This is a genomic window from Acinetobacter sp. ANC 4218, assembly GCF_002135245.1.
Lineage (GTDB): Bacteria > Pseudomonadota > Gammaproteobacteria > Pseudomonadales > Moraxellaceae > Acinetobacter.
The window spans coordinates 250,703-268,431 of record NZ_NEGD01000003.1 but is presented as its reverse complement, the minus strand read 5'-3'; the positions used below and the strand labels follow the sequence as shown (position 1 = coordinate 268,431).

The following is a 17,729-nucleotide window of genomic DNA, read 5'->3' as shown; positions in this document are numbered from 1 at the left end:
TGAGCGTCAAATATATATAATTTTCTATACAATTCAATCAAATGTTCTGATTAGTCATTTTTAACCGTTAAGAGATGTTTAAGTGAATATATTAATTGCCAATGATGATGGCGTTTTTGCTCCCGGTATTCAGGCCTTGGCTCAAGCTTTGGCTCCGCTTGGTCGTGTAGTCATCGTTGCTCCTGAAAGTGAACGCAGTGGTTTTTCCAGTGCACTTACCTTAGATCGTCCTTTACGACCTGTTCAAATTTCAGCAGATGTCTGGGCAGTCAATGGAACACCCGCAGATTGTGTATATCTGTCCATGAACGGCTTATTTGATTTTGAATTTGATCTGGTGGTCAGCGGAATTAACAGTGGGGCAAATCTGGGCGATGATGTGCTTTATTCTGGTACTGTCGGAGCAGCCTTCGAAGGCCGCCTAATGAAACAACCGGCTATTGCCGTCTCCATGGCCGGTCCCAATGTTCGTTCTTATGACAATCCAAATGATTATGCCGTAGCAGCAAAATGGGTACATGATTTTATTGCCCAGGGTTTGCCGACTTTACCGCCACGTCATATTTTTAACGTGAATATTCCAGATATATCTGAATTGAGAGGTTCGAAAATTACTTATCAGGGACGTCGCAGTCAATCTAAACCGATTACCAGTCATGTAGACCCTCGTGGACGTCAGGTTTATTGGATTGGTTTGTCAGGTGAGGCTGTCGCTGAACCTAAAAAAGGTTTAACTGAAATAGAATCGGATTTTTTTGCGGTGGCAAATGGCTATGTCAGCATTACGCCGATTCAAATGGATGCGACAAATTATGAGATTTTGCACACATTACATGCAGAGTTTTCCAAATAATGCCCAGTAGTGTTATAACTTTGTGAAAAAGCAGAATTGACCCTATTTTTCAGATGCTTTTTTGCTAATCTTAGTGCAAACCAATAAATAGACTTAATGTGTAGAGAGGAAGATTAATGCACTTGGTGTCACCATATCGCTTATTTGCTGCGCCTGCGGGTTTGTTGAAAACCATGGTCTTGTCTACAGCTGTTATTGCCACAGCCATTTTGAGTGGCTGTGCTTCAAAACCACAAGTTCATAATGCGACACGTTATGCGGCTGCACCGGATTACTATACGGTTCGATCTGGAGATACATTAAGCGGAATTGCTGCACGTTATGGTCTGTCTTATACCAGTGTTGCCGATATGAACGATATAGCGCCACCCTATCGCATTTATGTCGGTCAATCTTTACGTTTAAAAGATTCAGGCTCACGTCGCACCACCACTACACAAGCGGTGACCCAAGCCGCACCGATTCAGCGTCAAACCGTTCAACTTCCGACTACACCGGCTAAAACTACAGTTCCTGCAACCACGGCGACTGCCCCCGTAGCATCTTCGAAAGTCTCTGCTTTGCGCTGGGTAAAACCAAGTAATGGCGCAGTCATTGCAAACTTTAATGTGGCTGCAAATGTAAAGGGTATTCGTTATGGTGGTAATACTGGAGATGCGGTTTTTGCTGCGGCTGATGGTCAAGTGGTCTATGCGGCTGATGGTTTGAAAGAATATGGCAATTTAGTTCTGATCAAGCATATCGATGGCTACATTACCGCTTATGCCCACAACAGCAAAATGAATGTGAGCAGTGGCCAGAATGTGACAGCAGGGCAGAAAATTGCTGAAATGGGTTCAACGGGTACAAATCGTACTATGCTGGAGTTTCAGGTGCGTTTAAATGGTAAACCTATCAATCCGACCATCGTTTTACCAATAAATTAAATTTTACAAATACAAAACATAAATTTCGCCGTATAATACAATGAGTTGCTTTTATCGGAAAGATAAAGTAATTATAAGTTCAGAGGGAAATTTATGTTAGATCAACTTCGAGCAATGGGTGTGTTTGCTTGTGTTGTTGAAAAAAACTCGTTTAGCGGTGCTGCACGTGAGTTAGGAATCACGACCAGCGCCGTGAGTCAGCAAATTCGTTCTTTAGAAAATGAAATGGAAGTGACACTTCTACATCGATCTACAAGAAAATTGAATTTGACTGAAGCTGGACAGGCTTTTTTCCACAGCTGTCAAGAAATGCTTGCCGCTGCAGAGCGTGGGAAAATCCGTATCAACGAGTTACGCGATGACTTGGTGGGGGATTTACGCATTGCTACAACCCCGGAACTTGGTGCCAATCATGTTATTCCTGCATTGTCTCACTGGATGCAGGCACATCGTGGTTTAGCAGTCCATTTAGAAGCCGATAATCAATATATTGATATACTTGAAGGGCGTATCGATATCGCTTTACGCATGAGCCCAAAAATAGAAGATCATCATTTGAATGTGATGCCTCTGGCTGTGGTAGAGCAGGTGTTGGTGGCTTCTCCAAGTTATTTGAATCAGTCGGCGCCTGTATCGCGGCCTGAAGATTTAAACCATCATGACCTGATTCCAATCAATATTATGAAAAATTATCAACATTTTTCATTTCAACATGCGGCGTCAGATAAAACAGTGAATCTGGAAATGAAATCACGTTTAAGTACCAATAATGTCCTGGTTGCAAAATCATTATGTTTGCAAGGGCATGGTATTGCACGAATTTTATATCTGGATGTACAAAAGGATTTAATGAATGGTGCTCTGGTGGAGGTTTTACCAGAGTGGAAACTGGAAAATTTCACTTTATATGCCATCACGGCAAAAAAAGATCAGCAACCCATGAAGGTTCATCGTTGTCTGGATGCATTAAAACAATACTTTAGCCAGTTACCCGGCGGAAGAATTTACCAGGCAGTTTCATAAAAATGAAGCATAAAAAAGCCGCGATTAGCGGCTTTTTTAGACTGGATTGAAGGCTTAAGCTAAATAAGCCTTGATCATTTTAACCAGACGTTCAATCAACTGATCAGCCTGTTGTTGGCTAATGTTGAGTGGCGGTAATAAACGGATTACAGAACCTGCAGTCACATTGATAATTAAATGATATTCATCACGTGCCACATTGACCAATTCGCCACAGGCTTTTGGTAACTCAATACCAATCATCAGACCGAAACCACGAACGCTAATATTTTGATCAGCCAGTTGCTGGGTTAACTGCTCAACGATATAACTTCCCATTTTTGCGGCATTTTCAACCAGATGTTCTTTTTGAATGGTATCAATAACCGTATAAACCACACGTGAACCCAGAGCAGTACCACTATAAGTTGAACCATGGTTGCCGGCAGTTAAAACACCAACGCCACGGCCTTGAGTCATCACAGCACCAATCGGGAAACCATTGCCTAGCCCTTTGGCAGTGGTGAGTACATCTGGAACAATATTGGTGTGCTGATAAGCAAAGTATTTACCGGTACGGCCATTACCCGTTTGAACTTCGTCCAGCATCATCAACCAGTTATGCTGATTACAGATTTGACGGATCTCTTCCAGGTAGCTAAAACCTTGAGGTGCAGTATTGACACCACCTTCACCTTGAATTGGTTCAACTAAAATCGCAACGATATCTGGATGGTGAATTGCAGCTTCTTCAATCGCTTCGATATCCCCGAAAGGCACACGGATAAAACCTTCAACCAAAGGCGCAAAACCTTCCTGAACCTTTTTGTTACCCGTTGCTGAAAGGGTCGCTAGAGTACGACCGTGGAAAGAATGATCTGCAACAATGATTTTAGGTGTTGCTACCCCTTGCATATGACCAAATTTACGCGCAATTTTAATTGCACCTTCATTTGATTCTGCACCACTATTCGAGAAGAAAATTTCTTCCATACCTGAAACTTCAGCCAGTTTCTGTGCAGCAGCGGTTTGCCAAGGTACTTCAAAAATGTTGCTGGTATGAATCAGGGTAGCTGCCTGTTCAGCAATTGCTTCAGTTACCGCAGGGTGTGAGTGACCCAAGCCACATACTGCAATACCGGTCAATGCATCTAAATATTCAGTACCGTCTTCAGTATAAAGATAAGAACCTCGTCCTCGGACAAAGCTGATCGGCTGACGGCCAAATACCGGCATCAAATGAGATGGTTGATCAGTTTGCACAGGAGCAAGGGTAATGTTATTCATGACTAACTCTTATCTGTTAGGAGGGAAAAATAAAAGTTTATATAAGCAAAATCCAGGACAGATTAAAAGCCCAAATGTAAATAAAAATGGAATTATTGCTTTAGACATACTGTTTCCTCCAGTTTTGGGTATAATGCGATGCAGATTAGTTGAGGATTTATCAATGACTGAACAAGTACGCGATACTGAAGCGTTAATTCGTGACCAAATTGCTAAACATGCAGTATTACTTTACATGAAAGGTACACCACAATTTCCACAATGTGGTTTCTCTGCACGTGCAGTAGAAGCACTCAGTCAAATTGGTCGTCCATTTGCTTATGTCAACATTTTGGAAAACCCGGATATCCGTGCAACTTTACCGAAAATTGCTAACTGGCCTACGTTCCCACAATTGTGGATCAATGGTGAATTGATCGGTGGTAGCGATATCATGCTGGATATGTTCCAAAAAGGTGAGTTAAAACCTTTGGTCGAACAGTACAGCCCGGCACCTGAAGCTTAATTCAGTGATGTGAAGTTGAATTAAAAAAAGCGCCTTTAAGGCGCTTTTTTATATCTCAGAAAAAAATCATGCTTTTTCTGTGAGCGGGTCTTGCTCATTGGCTTTCAGCTCAACCGTTGCAGTGGTTACAGCTTGATTGGTAGATGCTTCACCTTTGGTTTTTTTCTTGTCTTTCTTCTTTTTTTTCTTTTTCTTCGGTTCTTCTTCCAGTTCAGCACCATCTTCAAGCGCCTGCCAATATTCTAATTGCGCCATGACTGCTGCATAAATGGAACCTTTACTGTAACGGCCTTTTTTATTCAGTGTGCCGACAGGACGTGCCATTAAAATTTCTAGAGCCTGGTCAATGGTTTCAATGGCGTGAATATGGAACTGACCTTTGGCTACAGCTTCAATCACATCATGACGTAACATCAGGTGTTCCATATTTTGATGCGGAATAATTACTCCCTGTTTGCCCGTTAAGCCTTGCAGCTTGCAGGCATCATAGAAACCTTCAATTTTGGCATTGACACCCCCAATTGGTTGAACCTGACCCAACTGGTTCATGGAGCCGGTAATGGCCCAGGACTGGTCAATCGGTAACTGGCTAATGGCAGAAATAAGGGCAGAAAGCTCAGCTACGGTTGCGCTGTCACCGTCGATTTGACCATAACTTTGTTCAAAGGCCAGGGCAGCCGAAAAATGCAGCATCTGTTCACGACCAAAATGCGCTTTCAGAAAACTCGACATCAGCAATATGCCTTTGGCATGCAGTGAGCCGCCCAGTTCGACACTACGTTCGATATCCAGAATGTCACCGCCACCTTGATAGACCGATGCAGTCAAACGTGAAGGCAAGCCAAATTCGACATCGGCATACTGAATCACCGACAGGGCATTAATTTGACCCAAACGGTGACCTTTGGTTTCGATTAACTGCGTGCCACGCGTTAAATCTTGCCAGTACAATTCACGTAAATAACCTAGTCGATACTTGCGATGATCAAGTGCGGTATTGATATGTTTTTCTGAGACGGTTTTATCACCGGCTTGCGCTGCATGATGATGCGCTTCCCGGATCAGATCTCCCAAAGTTAAGGCATGCAATGACAATGAACTTTGATCTTCCGCCTGACGGCTTGAGTCGGTGAGTAGTGCAGCTAGTGCAGAACGGTCAAAAGGTAACAGTTTGTCAGCCTGAACATAGTCTGCAATCAGTTGCATATAGGCTTGTTCGTTAATGTCATTACGTTGTAATGTATCGGTGAAATCGGCACGAATTTTAAACACGCTGCCAAGTTCAGGTTCCAGTTCTAAAATTTCATAATAAATTTCAGGTTCTGCAAGCAAAATCACTTTAATATTTAATGGAATCGCTTGTGGTTCGATGGAGATGCTGCCGGTTAAGGTCAGCATATGTTCCAGCGAGGACAGCTTTAATTTTCCGGATTTCAGGGCACGTTTTAAACCTTGCCATGCATAAGGCTGTTCCAGCAGTTGTTCAGCTTCGAGTATCAGAAAACCGCCATTCGCCCGATGTAGTGAACCCGGACGAATCAGGGTGAAATCGGTGGTGATGGTCCCATTTTGAGTAAGCTGTTCCACGTGTCCTAACAAGTTATAGTGGGTCGGGAAATCTTCAAAAATCACCGGCGCACCGCTATTGGGTTTGTAGGAAACAATGATGTTGGCCTGATAACGTGAAGGCACGCGACTGAAGATGCCTGGAGCAAAATCATCCTCTTCTTGCTCAAGGATAATTTCCACATTATTGATAATATCTTCCGCATAATATTGCAGATATTCTGTCAGGACATCGACATCGGGATATTTGTTCTGAATCAGATCAATGCGCGGCATCACCACCTGTTTAGCAATGTCACGGTTGAGATGCTGGACCTGATCGCGTGCATCATCTTCCAGATCACCTAAATGTAGGCCCAAGCGCTCCAGTTTTTTATTCATGTAGCGAATGTTTGCAGCAATTTCTGCGCGCTGTTTGCTATCCAGGGCATTAATGTCTTCTTTGGACATTTCCTGATATTCATTGTTTTTCAGATGAACCGGCACGAAACAGTGTTCATCATCTTGCGAAATCAGTTTTAAGTCAAAGTTTGCACCTTCTTTGGTCAATTCGACCAAGGCCGATTGCTGTTCATCGCCAGTTTGTTCGCGAATCATTTCAATACGATTGTGATAGGTTTCCGCAGTAAAGCGCCGTTCCAGCTGTTTTAAAATGGTTTGCCAGGTTTGATGCAGCAATGCCTGGAATTTAGGTGCTTGTCCTGGCGGCAGTTCAAGTGCGATCGGCTGACGCGGGAACTTGAAATTGTTGACATAGACCCAGTCATTCGGGGTTTGCATGGTCTTGGCATGCTGTTGCAGTAAACGCTTGATCATGGTGCGTTTACCTAAGCCTGCCGTACCGACTGCAAAAATATTATAGCCCGAGTAAGGCAAGGCGATGCCTGCTTCAACCGAGGCACGTGCGCGATCTTGCCCAAGAAAGTCATTGAGCGGTTTGATTCTTCGTGTTGACGCAGGAATTTTTTCAAGATTGGGAATATGCGTCAGTTGCTTGGGCTGAAGCTGTGTTTTGGTTAGTGTGTTTTGAATTTCCGGTTGATCGAATGCTGAAATTAAACTGCTTTGTAGAGGGTCTGGTTGAGTCACTGTAGTTGTTGCAGATAATGAAGAATTCATTTGATCGAGTTTTTGGGGCACTGTTTAAATCCAAAACTAAAATATTGCAATAGAGCTTTAAGGTATACAGGTTTAGTTGAAAAATTCAAGCGCGCAGGTCGTTTTTATCGACAAAATAAAATAATGATTTCACAATTATTGTTGAAACTGAACTTATTAAGCGTTTGAATAGCAGCATTCAGTTTTGCAGAAAAAAACAACGTAATGACAACACAATCTACAGGGTGGAAATCTGCCTTTACTGCTTTTCTCGATCGTCGTGCATTGATCATGCTGTTTTTAGGCTTTTCAGCCGGTATTCCCATTCTTTTGATCTTTTCCAGTCTGTCCTTATGGCTAGGTGAAGCCGGTATTGAAAAAAGCGCAGTAACCTTTTTTAGCTGGGCAGCCCTGGGTTATTCATTCAAATTTGTCTGGGCACCTTTGATTGACGAGTTGCCGGTGCCATTTTTGACCCAAAAGCTGGGGCGACGTCGGGCCTGGTTGCTGATTGCACAAGTTTTAATTATCAGTGCCATTTGTATGATGGCTTTTTCTAATCCAGCACTCAGTCAGGGCTATTTATATCAGATGGCAGCAGGAGCCATATTACTCGGTTTTTCAGCAGCGACTCAGGATATTGTGATTGATGCCTATCGTATCGAACTTGCAGAAACTGAAATGCAGACAGTGCTTGCCTCGACTTATAATGCAGGTTATCGCATCGGGATGATTGTGGCCGGTGCAGGTGCATTGTTCCTTGCGGCCTCGCTTGGAACGGCTAAGGGAAACTATATTTATAGTGCCTGGAAGATCACTTATTTAGTCATGGCGGCAGTCATGCTGGTGGGCATTATTACCACTTTAGTGATTCGTGAACCAAAGGTTGATCGTACTTATAAAGATTATAAGCGTAGTGATTACTATCGTCTGGTGGCCGTGTTTTTTGTTGCCGTGATTGGCTTTGTACTGAGCTATATTTTTTCCGGAACTTTAACTGAATCTGTTAAGACACAATTTGCAATTACCGATTCATTATTGTTGTTTTGCTTTGAAAGCTTACGTTTTATTGGATCTGCTGCGGTAGCCGTATTAGTTGGCTCATTACTGGTCAAAATGGGTGCGGTCAACAAGCAAATGGCTATGGAAACCTGGATCAGCCCGATTGTCGATTTCTTTAGACGCTATGGCTTAAAGCTGGCTTTGGTTCTGTTATTGCTCATCGGTTTCTATCGCATCTCAGACATTATTGCCGGGGTCATCTCCAATGTGTTCTATCAGGATTTAAACTTTAGCAAAGAGCAGATTGCGGAAGCGGTAAAAATCTATGGGGTGATTTTCAGCTTGGTCGGTGGTTTCTTGGGTGGCTTGCTGGCACAGCGTATGAACATTATGAAACTGATGTTTGTCGGTGCAGTGCTGGCCAGTTCAACTAACCTGATTTTTATTGGCTTGGTGAAATCTGGTCAGCCGACTCATGATGTTCAAGTCATGGTAGGTCAGCACAAGTATCAGGTTCAGTCGGATGAAGTGGGTTACTGGAAACTGAAAGTGCCGAGTCAGGTTTTGGCACAAGCCAATGCAGTACAGGTTCAAGTGCAATATCAAAATGATACACAACCCTCAGTAGTGAGCACAGTTCCCTATTTAAAACAGGATGCGCAACAGAAAGGTGCTCAATCAGGCATGATGCAAATTCTGCCGGTGACCAGCGATAATGTTATTGCTTCAAATGAACAACAGAACAGTCTGGTGGTACGGGGCCAGTATGTTGGGCAACCCTTGAATGAAACACAAAAAATTGTCCTAAGTTTGGACGGTCAAAAATTTGATGCCAATCTGGACAAAACAGGTGTATTTAGCACCGCTATTCCAGCAGAAAGCCTGGTAAATTCAGCATCAAAACAGCTTGTGGCTGAAGTGGTGGATCATGACAAAGCCACTTTAAGCGCACAGCATCGCTATACGGTCGATATGAACTCAACTACAGCCAAAGATCTGGATATTGATGTACAGCCTTTAGCGGCAATCGATGTTCAATCGGTTGACGATGTTGAAATTAGCGGTAAGGTGATTAAACCTTATAGTTCGCTGTGGTTATATTTTGCCATTATTGTCGATAACCTGGCATCGGGATTGGCAGGTGCAGCATTCATCGCATTTTTGTCCAGTTTAACCAGTGTATCTTTCACTGCAGTACAATATGCCATTTTCAGTTCGCTGATGACTTTAACGCCGAAGATTTTAGGCGGCTATTCAGGAACCATTGTGACCAATATCGGTTATCCAAATTTCTTCCTCATGACCACACTGATTGGCATTCCAATTTTAATCTTGGTGGTCTGGGTGGCGAAGCTGTTGCGTGAACATCAGCAACAGTCCAATTAAGCTCAAATTTTTAAAAAATGAATGAAAAACCCATTTTGTCTTGAGGATGAAATGGGTTTTTCTTTGGCTAAAAATTGCTGCAAAGGTTCAGTCTTATTTTTAAAATAGCCTAAGTAAAGACTCCATCATTAGGGTGTGCTGTACTGTTAAACTAAACAGAGCATTGATTTAAAAATTTAATAATAATGGGGACGTGGAACAATAAATGATATCAACTGCCAGATTGCTAAATTGAATTTTCCACGCTGAATCCCTATAGTGTCTATAAAAATGGAAAACATAGGAAACAGAATCATGCGCATGCTGCATACCATGTTACGTGTAGGCAATCTGGAACAATCTTTAAAGTTCTATACTGAAGTACTCGGTATGACTTTGCTTCGTAAACGCGATTATGAAGAAGGTCGATTCACTCTGGCTTTTGTTGGCTATGGTGATGAAGAAAACCATACCGTACTGGAATTGACGCATAACTGGGACACAGAAAGTTATGAGCTGGGCAATGGCTATGGCCATATTGCGATTGCGGTTGATGATGCCTATAAAGCTTGTGAAGAGATCAAGGCACGTAGCGGTAAGGTGGTGCGTGAAGCGGGTCCAATGAAGGGTGGTGTTACAGTGATCGCTTTTGTTGAAGATCCAGACGGCTATAAAATCGAGCTGATTCAGCAAGATGTCAATGCTAGAAATAACTAACAGACTTCTTTGCTCATTATTGACACTCTTTTTATTTTTTCCCCATAAGGATAAATAAAAGGAATTGATGACAGGAATCTCATCATAAAGTGATATAGATAAACTAAATATTCAACATTAAGTTGAAACACTGGCTTTATTTATTCAGCCCAGTAAGATGAAACTTTACCGCAAGATAAAATCACTTATTGGGTTTTTTATTGGCTGTCATTTACAGGACGTAATAATGTTAAAACTGTTGGCATTAGACCGCTTTACCATTTTGCTGGTAGTGATGGTAATTTTGGCCAGTATAGCTCCAGTAGCAGGCGGAGCTGCAGATGTTTTTGGAATTTTAACCAGCATTGCCATTGCAATCCTGTTTTTTTTACATGGAGCAAAACTGTCCCGAGAAGCGGTGATGCAAGGCATCATGCACTGGAAGTTTCATGTGGTGGTTTTTACATTTACTTTTGCATTATTTCCGATCCTTGGATTACTTGCACAACCCATTCTGTTACCTCTATTAGGTAAGGAACTGTATTGGGGCTTCCTGTTTATGTGCTTCTTGCCCTCTACCGTGCAATCTTCCATTGCGTTTACTTCGGTAGCAAAAGGCAATGTCGCCAGTGCAGTGTGTAGTGCTTCATTTTCCAATATCGTCGGTATGTTTATTACCCCGGTATTGGTCAGTTTCTTTATTCTAGGTCAGTCACAGCATGGTTTTGATCCAACTTCCTCGATTGTTCAAATCACCTTGTTATTACTTGTGCCGTTTATTTTAGGGCAAATCCTGCGACCATATGTTTATCCTTTGATGCTGAAAAAGCCAGGTATAGTTAAAGCCTTTGATCAGGGCACTATTTTAATGGTGGTGTATGGGGCATTTAGTGGGGCAGTGGTTGCCGGTTTGTGGCAAGAAGTGAGCTTGCAAACGTTGCTAGCTTTGACCGTGGTCTGTTCAGTCTTTTTGACTATCATCATGTTACTGGCTTTATATATTCCAAAATGGCTGGGTTTTAACCGAGAAGATCAAATTGCCATGTTCTTTTGTAGTTCGAAAAAAACACTGGCCAGTGGTGTTCCAATGGCGCAAATCCTGTTTATTGGGCAGCCTTTGGGCATGATTGTGTTGCCAATTATGATTTTTCATCAAGTTCAGCTTATGGTCTGTGGAGTCATTGCCAATTACTGGTCAAAACATCCTGTAGATGAGTTTAAAGAGATAGAAGAGGGTAAAGAATAATTCGCTATCTGTTATTTTTTCCCGTATAATTGCGCCCACTTGTTGTGCTTAGCTCTGACGGTATCCGTCTCGGTGGGCCAAAAGAATGGTCTGTTGTGGTGTTGGTCTGGCTTTTTCCTGGATCAAGCTTATTCCTCATGAATCATGAGAGTGATCAATTGCGATGACAGCATAAGCCTTTCTTAACTTAGGAGTAATCGACGATGCGCGCCGATATTCACCCAAAATATGAAAAATTAGTTGCTACTTGTTCATGTGGTAACGTAATCGAAACTCGTTCAGCGCTTGGTAAAGAAACAATTTACCTAGATGTATGTTCAGCATGCCACCCATTCTATACTGGTAAACAAAAGAATGTGGACACTGGCGGCCGTATCGACAAATTCAAACAACGTTTTGCAGGTATGTCACGTTCTATCAAACGTTAATACCCAAAATGAAAAAAACGGGCTTCTTGCCCGTTTTTTTATGTCCGTTATTTCATCAATGACTCAATTACAGACCTTGTACAAGACCTATTGGTCTTGTACATCAATCAAATGATCCAGTTTTTTCTGGAAATAATCGCCCTGAATAAAACGAGCATCCACGTTCCATGCATTTGCAAACAGAGTCATGTCATTGAGATCGCGCAGCATGATTTCGCTAGCTTTAATTTCCTGGAAGGCACTCAGCTTTTCCTGTAATTCTTGCGTCGATTTTTCTGTTTGCAGCATTTTGGTCAAATTCTGATGTAAAGTTAAACAATTTACATCAAGTTGACGTAGCATCGACTCGCTATAAATGCTATTACCAAAGTCTCTGAGGGAAACTTCAGCGCCAAATTGACGTAACTGGGCAATATACTTTTGAGCATCTGAGATATTTTGACTAATATCTTCTTCTGAAAATTGTAAAACTAATGGATGCTTCAATTTACTGCGGACAATGGTAATGAGTTTGGAAATGAATTCAGGGAAGCTTCGGTCGTGTAATAGTACAGCTTTATTCAAATTCACAATTAATTTTGCTTCAGGATATTGAGTAATGAAATTATGCAGTTGTTTACATGATTCCACTAATATCCAGCGATCCAGTTTAATGGATAACTCAGGATCGTCTGCAAGTTCTCTTAAGCCAGCCAGATCTTTCCAGGCATTTTCATAAATAAAACCGCTGGTGACTTCATAAGTATATAAATTAGTGTCTTGCTTATCGTAAAGTTGCTGATATTTAAGGTGAATTTCACCGCGATCCAAGCTTTGTTGCAAGGCTCTGAGTAGGGCTGCTTCAGGTGAACTAGGTACTGCCTTAATTTCGGGTTGCTGTAGCTCAATGCTTGGAATGTTTAACGGTGTTTCTAATTCAAGTGCAGGAGTCGGCTGATTTTCCGGTAAAGCAGTCTTGTAAGCTGTAGCAATAAATTGTTCAAAATGTTTTTCATCACGTATTTCAGTATCGAGCAGTGTATAGCCAATTCTGAGATTTAGCGGATAGGATGTGTGATCAATTGACAATAATTGCGGTTTAGTTAATGAACTTAAACCAATAAGTTTGGACTCTAATTTGGCTTTAGATTCGGCTTGGAACAAGCCCACATAAATACCAAAACTTGTTTGAAATAAGGGAGCATGAGTTTGCTCTTTTAAAAAATCCTTGATATTAGTGGAATAATTTTTGAGTGTATCCCACTCCTCTTTAAAAATATTATCAGGACAAGAAGCCAGGGAAAATACCACGAGGGCATTAATATCTGAAGGTTGTTGAGTGATTGTACGATTAATCAGCTGATAGGTATTGGACCTTGGAGCATCGGCTGTTGTAGATGTAGGCTGAGCTGATGGTGAGGATTCAATATCAATCGTAATTTGTACGGCATCTTCTTCATTCGTAGAAGGTAAAAACTCAACTTTAAGCGGGTTTGGAACAGATATTTGATGATTTAAGCTGTTGATTTCAAAACGCCCTAAATCAAACTGACCTTGTGAAATTTTTTTAAAACGTAACTTAAAGTCATTTAAATCTTTAGGCTGAAGTAGGTCGAGTAAGGGAAGTCCAACAATCTGATCTTCATTATTAAGACCAAAAAGTGCTAAATATTCAGGGTTCGCCTGGACATGAATACCTTCCTGAATCAGTGCAATCGCTTTGTTGCTCTCTTGAACTAAAGACTGGGCCTGGGTTTGAGCTGTTTCTAGCTCTTCCATTAAATGTTGTTGTGTCAGCAGCAAACGACTGAGTGAAAGGGCACGTAAAAGACCAATATAAAAACGATCTGGATAATCCAGATTAAGAATGTCATAAATCCCTTTACGAATATAACCTGCGTATTGATCGGCCTGATAATCATCAGGTTTGAGCAGGATCATTGGAAGGTTTGGTTGCTTGGACAGGCGGATTAAGCTTAACGCCTGTTCATATTTTAAGTCATAAGCACGACCAAAAATAACCAGATCCCAAGTGTGATGTAATTGCTTTTCGAAGTTTTGTAAATCATCCAGCAAGGTTGCATGTACTAAATGTTCACTGGATGTTAAAAGGTCACGAATTTGGTTAAAACGTATTTGATTATCATCGATAATGAGTAAACGTGTTTCAGTACGTTTTAACTTTTTAGACAATAATGGATTTCTCACTTTAATGCTTCCCATAAATCGTGATTCTTGACTTCATTCGTTTGCTTATTAATAAAGTTGTTGATCAAGTTTTCTTGTTGCTCATTCAGTAATTCGAACTCAAAACGGATAAAACTTTGTGTAATGATTTGTGCTTTGGTGAGATAAATTTTTATTTCTTCTCGTCCTAGGCGTAAATGAATAGTTTGTTTTTCCCTAAACATATGTGAACCAGACACGATCAGGCTGGTGGATACCTCATCAACTTGGCTAGACTGAACGATTAGGGCAGGCTGGTAATTATTGCTATGACGATCTGTTTTGATCATGACAGCACAAGGGAATAAATCTTGTGCCAAGACTTCTAGTCCCAGTTCCAGGCTTTTGGCTGTTGACTGCTTGATCCAGCGGATCACACCGCCACGCCATGGGCTATGGGTATTTTCCTGAATTAAAATAAATTCACCAGTTTTCAAATTCGAAGGTGCAGAGCCATTCCATTTAATTCTGTAACCATTGACACTGATGTCCAGAACTTCTGCAGAATAAATCTGTTTGGCTTCACGATCTAAAGTTTTTGCTGTGGTAATTTCGGCCGGGATATTCGAATTCATCGAATTAATAAAGCTGCTTTCATTATGGAATTGATAATTGATATCTAAATCCAGAGTTTCATGAAAGTTTTTGCCATTAGAGAGGTAAAAGTGTGCCACCAAAAGACTAAAACAGATTTGTAATTGTGCAGAATATTCATAACGTTCATGAAGGCGTTCAGTATTACTGGTAAGCAGGTTGTGAATATGAAAGTGCAGTGCCGGGGTTAAAAATAGCTTTTCATTACGTGATAAATAACCAGACTTTTTGGTTTGGGTTTCAGACAGATGATCTAATAAATTTTGTGTTGAAATATAGATAGTCGGTTTGTAAAGACTGGCCTGATTGATATTAAAAACAGGTGGATAGTCTTTATTGATATCGACAATATAGCGAGAAAGCGAAGTTTCTTTGGGTAATACATTAACCAGTTTGGCCCAGTCAAAACTGCATAAATATAAGCCCTGCATTTCAGAAGGCCGAATTTGATGGGTATTCAGAATTTCCAGCAACACCAGTTGTGAATAAGCCTGAGCAACGGTTTGTAAAGGATGCTGCGTGTCTAAAATCTGATTGATATTGGTTTGATAAAAATTATTTTTAATTGCACATTCAATCAGTTGATGTGCAATTAACCATTGTCCAAATAAAGGCGTGCTATAGAGCAGATGTTGTTGATAAAGCAATAAAGACAATTGCTGCAAAGCATAATAAGTAGAAACAATTCTGGCCGTTTGCAAACTCTTCTTTTGGTTGAATGCAAATAGAGAAAACTTTTGCATGCTGAGCTGGGTGTTGCAGCGTTTTGAAATATCGATATAAATTTTGGCAAAATGACTACGTAGAAGCATCGCTAGCTCAATGATCTGGTCGCTGCGGTCATTACTCATCAGCCCCTGATTGAAAAAATGCTTTTCCAGGCTGCCTAAAACATTATCCAGGGTAGGATGCAGGATTTGAATCAAGTCAAAACGCAACATTTCCGGACATTTAAGTTCTGATATTTCCAGCAAGGCATTGAAAAGTTCTTTGGACGAATTCCCCAATTGAAGAATGGATAAATTGCATACCCAGTCTTGTAAGCCTTTTGCATTGGTTGGGCAGAAGCTTAATTTTTCCAACTTTAACTCTGTTGGTGTTTGGAAGATATCTGAATTACTCATAAGCATCGTTATTATTAACTCAAAAAGTTGAAACCCCAAAAAGCGGTGTTTTATTTTTTTCGCCCGCTATTTCCCTAACGAGTTTAGGAACCAAATATCCCGGCAGGTTCTCTAAAACCTCTTTATATATCAGATTAATTTCTTCAGGACTTAAGTCAAAATGATGGGCACCTTTTACTTTGTCTAATACATGTAAATAGTATGGCATCACGCCCGCTTCAAACAGACGATAACTTAAGTCCACTAACGGCTGCGCAGAATTATTAACCCCTTTTAATAAAACTGCCTGATTCAGCACGGTAATTTGATGTTGAACCAACGCTGAAAGTTTGGAACAGGTAAACTCGTCCAGCTCAGCGGCATGATTTGAGTGTACCACTAGAATAATGCGCAGCCTACTGTTTTTTAATAAGGAAATCAGCTCTTCATCGACACGGTTGGGGATTACGATCGGAACCCGTGAATGAATTCTCAAAAATTTAATTTGCGGCATGGACTCAAGACGTTCAATCCACAGGGCAAGTTTTCGATTTGACAGGGTAAGCGGGTCACCACCGCTCAAAATAACTTCGTTTATATCTGGTTGATTTTGAATATATTGTTTAATATTTAGCCAATCTTCGTTTTTTGGCAGGTTTTCTTGATAAGGAAAATGGCGGCGGAAACAGTAACGACAATGAACTGCACAAGCTCCGGTTAAGGTGAGTAAAAAACGCGATTTATATTTATGTAATACGCCTGGCTGTTGATTGGCCTGTTCCTCACCTAAAGGATCGGTTACAAAACCAGGATGATCTTCAAGTTCCAGATGATGGGGCAATACTTGTAACAGCAAAGGGTCAAGCGGGTCACCAATGCTCATTTTTCCGACGAACGCACGGGGAACACGCAACTTAAACTTTTCAGAAGCCAAGATTGCCCCTGATAATAATTGATCAGGCGAGAGCTGAAGTGTTTCAAGCAACTCTAAAGGGTCCGTAATCAGGTCACTCAGTTGAGATTGCCAGTTTTGCTCTTGATACAAATAGTTTATCATGCCAGATGTTAAAAATAATGCTAGTCTAGCATTAATAGATTTAAGTTAGTAAGTTTGGAGCGAGCCTTTCATGGCCAATTATTCTACAAATGACTTTAAGCAAGGCCTTAAAGTAATGCTTGACGGCAACCCATGTTCAATCATGGAAAATGAATATGTAAAACCTGGTAAAGGTCAAGCATTCAACCGTGTAAAACTTCGTAACCTTAAAACAGGTAAAGTTTTAGAAAAAACTTTTAAATCGGGTGACTCTTTAGAAGCAGCGGACATCGTAGAAGTAGAAATGAACTACTTGTACAACGATGGTGAAATGTGGAACTTCATGGATCCTGAAACTTTTGAACAGATTACTGCAGACAAAACTGCAATGGGTGATGCTGCAAAATGGTTAAAAGACGATTCTAACGAACTTTGTACAATTATGTTATTCAATGGCGTTCCATTGACAGTAAGTGCACCTAACTTCGTGGTATTGAAAATTGTGGAAACTGATCCAGGCGTACGTGGTGATACTTCTGGCGGCGGCGGCAAGCCAGCTAAACTCGAAACTGGCGCTGTTGTTCGTGTACCATTATTCGTACAGCAAGAAGAAAGCGTTCGTGTAGACACTCGTACGGGTGACTATTTAGAACGTGCATAATGGTTTTAAAATAGACTATTATCGAAAGGGATGATCAAAATCATCCCTTTTTTTATGCCAAAGTATTAGATGAAAAGCAAAATATGAGGAGTACAGTCGCAAGGGAAAAAACAGCAGTATACCGAACAATAAAAAATGAAGGCTGATTTATGCATT

The 17,729-nt window shown here is 41.1% G+C and carries 14 protein-coding genes; 9 read left to right on the top strand and 5 right to left on the bottom strand.

What is annotated here, in order from left to right; genetic code table 11:
- Nucleotides 1-82: 82 nt before the first annotated feature.
- The 3 genes from surE (at nucleotide 83) to B9T38_RS04535 (ending at nucleotide 2,802) form a co-directional block, all read left to right on the top strand.
- Nucleotides 83-853, top strand: a complete 771-nt coding sequence (gene surE, locus B9T38_RS04545; protein ID WP_086195655.1) for a 5'/3'-nucleotidase SurE — start codon at nucleotides 83-85, stop codon at nucleotides 851-853.
- Between the two features lie 116 nt (nucleotides 854-969).
- Nucleotides 970-1,779, top strand: a complete 810-nt coding sequence (locus B9T38_RS04540) for a peptidoglycan DD-metalloendopeptidase family protein (protein ID WP_086195654.1) — start codon at nucleotides 970-972, stop codon at nucleotides 1,777-1,779.
- 93 nt (nucleotides 1,780-1,872) lie between these two features.
- Complete coding sequence (locus tag B9T38_RS04535; RefSeq protein ID WP_086195653.1) at nucleotides 1,873-2,802, top strand: LysR family transcriptional regulator; 930 nt, start codon at nucleotides 1,873-1,875, stop codon at nucleotides 2,800-2,802.
- Nucleotides 2,803-2,856: 54 nt separating this feature from the next.
- Here the strand turns inward: B9T38_RS04535 and B9T38_RS04530 are convergent, their stop codons facing one another.
- Nucleotides 2,857-4,068, bottom strand: a complete 1,212-nt coding sequence (locus B9T38_RS04530; protein ID WP_086195652.1) for an aspartate aminotransferase family protein — start codon at nucleotides 4,066-4,068, stop codon at nucleotides 2,857-2,859.
- A gap of 163 nt (nucleotides 4,069-4,231) precedes the next feature.
- Between B9T38_RS04530 and grxD the strand changes: the two genes are divergently transcribed.
- The gene (grxD, locus tag B9T38_RS04525; RefSeq protein WP_086175639.1) at nucleotides 4,232-4,573 is read left to right on the top strand and encodes a Grx4 family monothiol glutaredoxin; all 342 of its coding nucleotides are present in this window, start codon (nucleotides 4,232-4,234) and stop codon (nucleotides 4,571-4,573) included.
- Between the two features lie 66 nt (nucleotides 4,574-4,639).
- Here the strand turns inward: grxD and B9T38_RS04520 are convergent, their stop codons facing one another.
- Nucleotides 4,640-7,279 carry a Lon protease family protein gene (locus B9T38_RS04520; protein ID WP_424623941.1) on the bottom strand — a complete coding sequence of 880 codons (2,640 nt, stop codon included), beginning with the start codon at nucleotides 7,277-7,279 and terminating at the stop codon, nucleotides 4,640-4,642.
- 183 nt (nucleotides 7,280-7,462) lie between these two features.
- Between B9T38_RS04520 and B9T38_RS04515 the strand changes: the two genes are divergently transcribed.
- From B9T38_RS04515 to rpmE, 4 genes are all read left to right on the top strand, one after another.
- A complete protein-coding gene (locus tag B9T38_RS04515) occupies nucleotides 7,463-9,625 on the top strand; it encodes an AmpG family muropeptide MFS transporter (RefSeq protein WP_086195651.1) in 2,163 nt (720 codons plus the stop codon).
- 294 nt (nucleotides 9,626-9,919) lie between these two features.
- Entirely contained in the window at nucleotides 9,920-10,321 is a 402-nt protein-coding gene (gene gloA, locus B9T38_RS04510; RefSeq protein ID WP_086195650.1) for a lactoylglutathione lyase, read from the top strand.
- Between the two features lie 226 nt (nucleotides 10,322-10,547).
- The gene (locus tag B9T38_RS04505) at nucleotides 10,548-11,546 is read left to right on the top strand and encodes a bile acid:sodium symporter family protein (protein ID WP_086195649.1); all 999 of its coding nucleotides are present in this window, start codon (nucleotides 10,548-10,550) and stop codon (nucleotides 11,544-11,546) included.
- A 203-nt stretch (nucleotides 11,547-11,749) separates the two neighbouring features.
- Entirely contained in the window at nucleotides 11,750-11,974 is a 225-nt protein-coding gene (rpmE, locus tag B9T38_RS04500) for a 50S ribosomal protein L31 (protein WP_001200845.1), read from the top strand.
- An 87-nt stretch (nucleotides 11,975-12,061) separates the two neighbouring features.
- On the opposite strand, the gene B9T38_RS04495 is transcribed toward rpmE, so the two are convergent.
- From B9T38_RS04495 to epmB, 3 genes are read right to left on the bottom strand one after another with little or no spacing between them, the layout of a single operon-like run.
- Nucleotides 12,062-14,176: an EAL domain-containing protein gene (locus tag B9T38_RS04495; RefSeq protein ID WP_086195648.1), complete on the bottom strand. Its 2,115-nt coding sequence runs from the start codon at nucleotides 14,174-14,176 to the stop codon at nucleotides 12,062-12,064.
- A complete protein-coding gene (locus B9T38_RS04490; RefSeq protein ID WP_086195647.1) occupies nucleotides 14,158-15,903 on the bottom strand; it encodes a cyclic-di-GMP receptor FimW-related protein in 1,746 nt (581 codons plus the stop codon). The genes B9T38_RS04495 and B9T38_RS04490 overlap by 19 nt, the downstream gene beginning before the upstream one ends.
- 13 nt (nucleotides 15,904-15,916) lie before the next feature.
- Complete coding sequence (gene epmB / locus B9T38_RS04485) at nucleotides 15,917-16,933, bottom strand: EF-P beta-lysylation protein EpmB (RefSeq protein ID WP_086195646.1); 1,017 nt, start codon at nucleotides 16,931-16,933, stop codon at nucleotides 15,917-15,919.
- 70 nt (nucleotides 16,934-17,003) lie between these two features.
- Here epmB and efp point away from each other — a divergent pair, with 70 nt between their 5' ends.
- On the top strand, nucleotides 17,004-17,573 hold the full coding sequence (gene efp, locus B9T38_RS04480; protein WP_086195645.1) for an elongation factor P: 570 nt from the start codon (nucleotides 17,004-17,006) through the stop codon (nucleotides 17,571-17,573).
- The last annotated feature ends 156 nt before the right edge of the window (nucleotides 17,574-17,729 follow it).

What these genes read in the sequence shown, in the direction of transcription:
- B9T38_RS04540 (WP_086195654.1), top strand. Translation starts at nt 970, where the DNA reads ATGCACTTGGTGTCACCATATCGCTTATTTGCTGCGCCTGCGGGTTTG.
- B9T38_RS04535 (WP_086195653.1), top strand. Translation starts at nt 1,873, where the DNA reads ATGTTAGATCAACTTCGAGCAATGGGTGTGTTTGCTTGTGTTGTTGAA.
- B9T38_RS04530 (WP_086195652.1), bottom strand. Translation starts at nt 4,068, where the DNA reads ATGAATAACATTACCCTTGCTCCTGTGCAAACTGATCAACCATCTCAT.
- grxD (WP_086175639.1), top strand. Translation starts at nt 4,232, where the DNA reads ATGACTGAACAAGTACGCGATACTGAAGCGTTAATTCGTGACCAAATT.
- B9T38_RS04515 (WP_086195651.1), top strand. Translation starts at nt 7,463, where the DNA reads ATGACAACACAATCTACAGGGTGGAAATCTGCCTTTACTGCTTTTCTC.
- gloA (WP_086195650.1), top strand. Translation starts at nt 9,920, where the DNA reads ATGCGCATGCTGCATACCATGTTACGTGTAGGCAATCTGGAACAATCT.
- B9T38_RS04505 (WP_086195649.1), top strand. Translation starts at nt 10,548, where the DNA reads ATGTTAAAACTGTTGGCATTAGACCGCTTTACCATTTTGCTGGTAGTG.
- rpmE (WP_001200845.1), top strand. Translation starts at nt 11,750, where the DNA reads ATGCGCGCCGATATTCACCCAAAATATGAAAAATTAGTTGCTACTTGT.
- B9T38_RS04495 (WP_086195648.1), bottom strand. Translation starts at nt 14,176, where the DNA reads ATGGGAAGCATTAAAGTGAGAAATCCATTATTGTCTAAAAAGTTAAAA.
- B9T38_RS04490 (WP_086195647.1), bottom strand. Translation starts at nt 15,903, where the DNA reads ATGCTTATGAGTAATTCAGATATCTTCCAAACACCAACAGAGTTAAAG.
- epmB (WP_086195646.1), bottom strand. Translation starts at nt 16,933, where the DNA reads ATGATAAACTATTTGTATCAAGAGCAAAACTGGCAATCTCAACTGAGT.
- efp (WP_086195645.1), top strand. Translation starts at nt 17,004, where the DNA reads ATGGCCAATTATTCTACAAATGACTTTAAGCAAGGCCTTAAAGTAATG.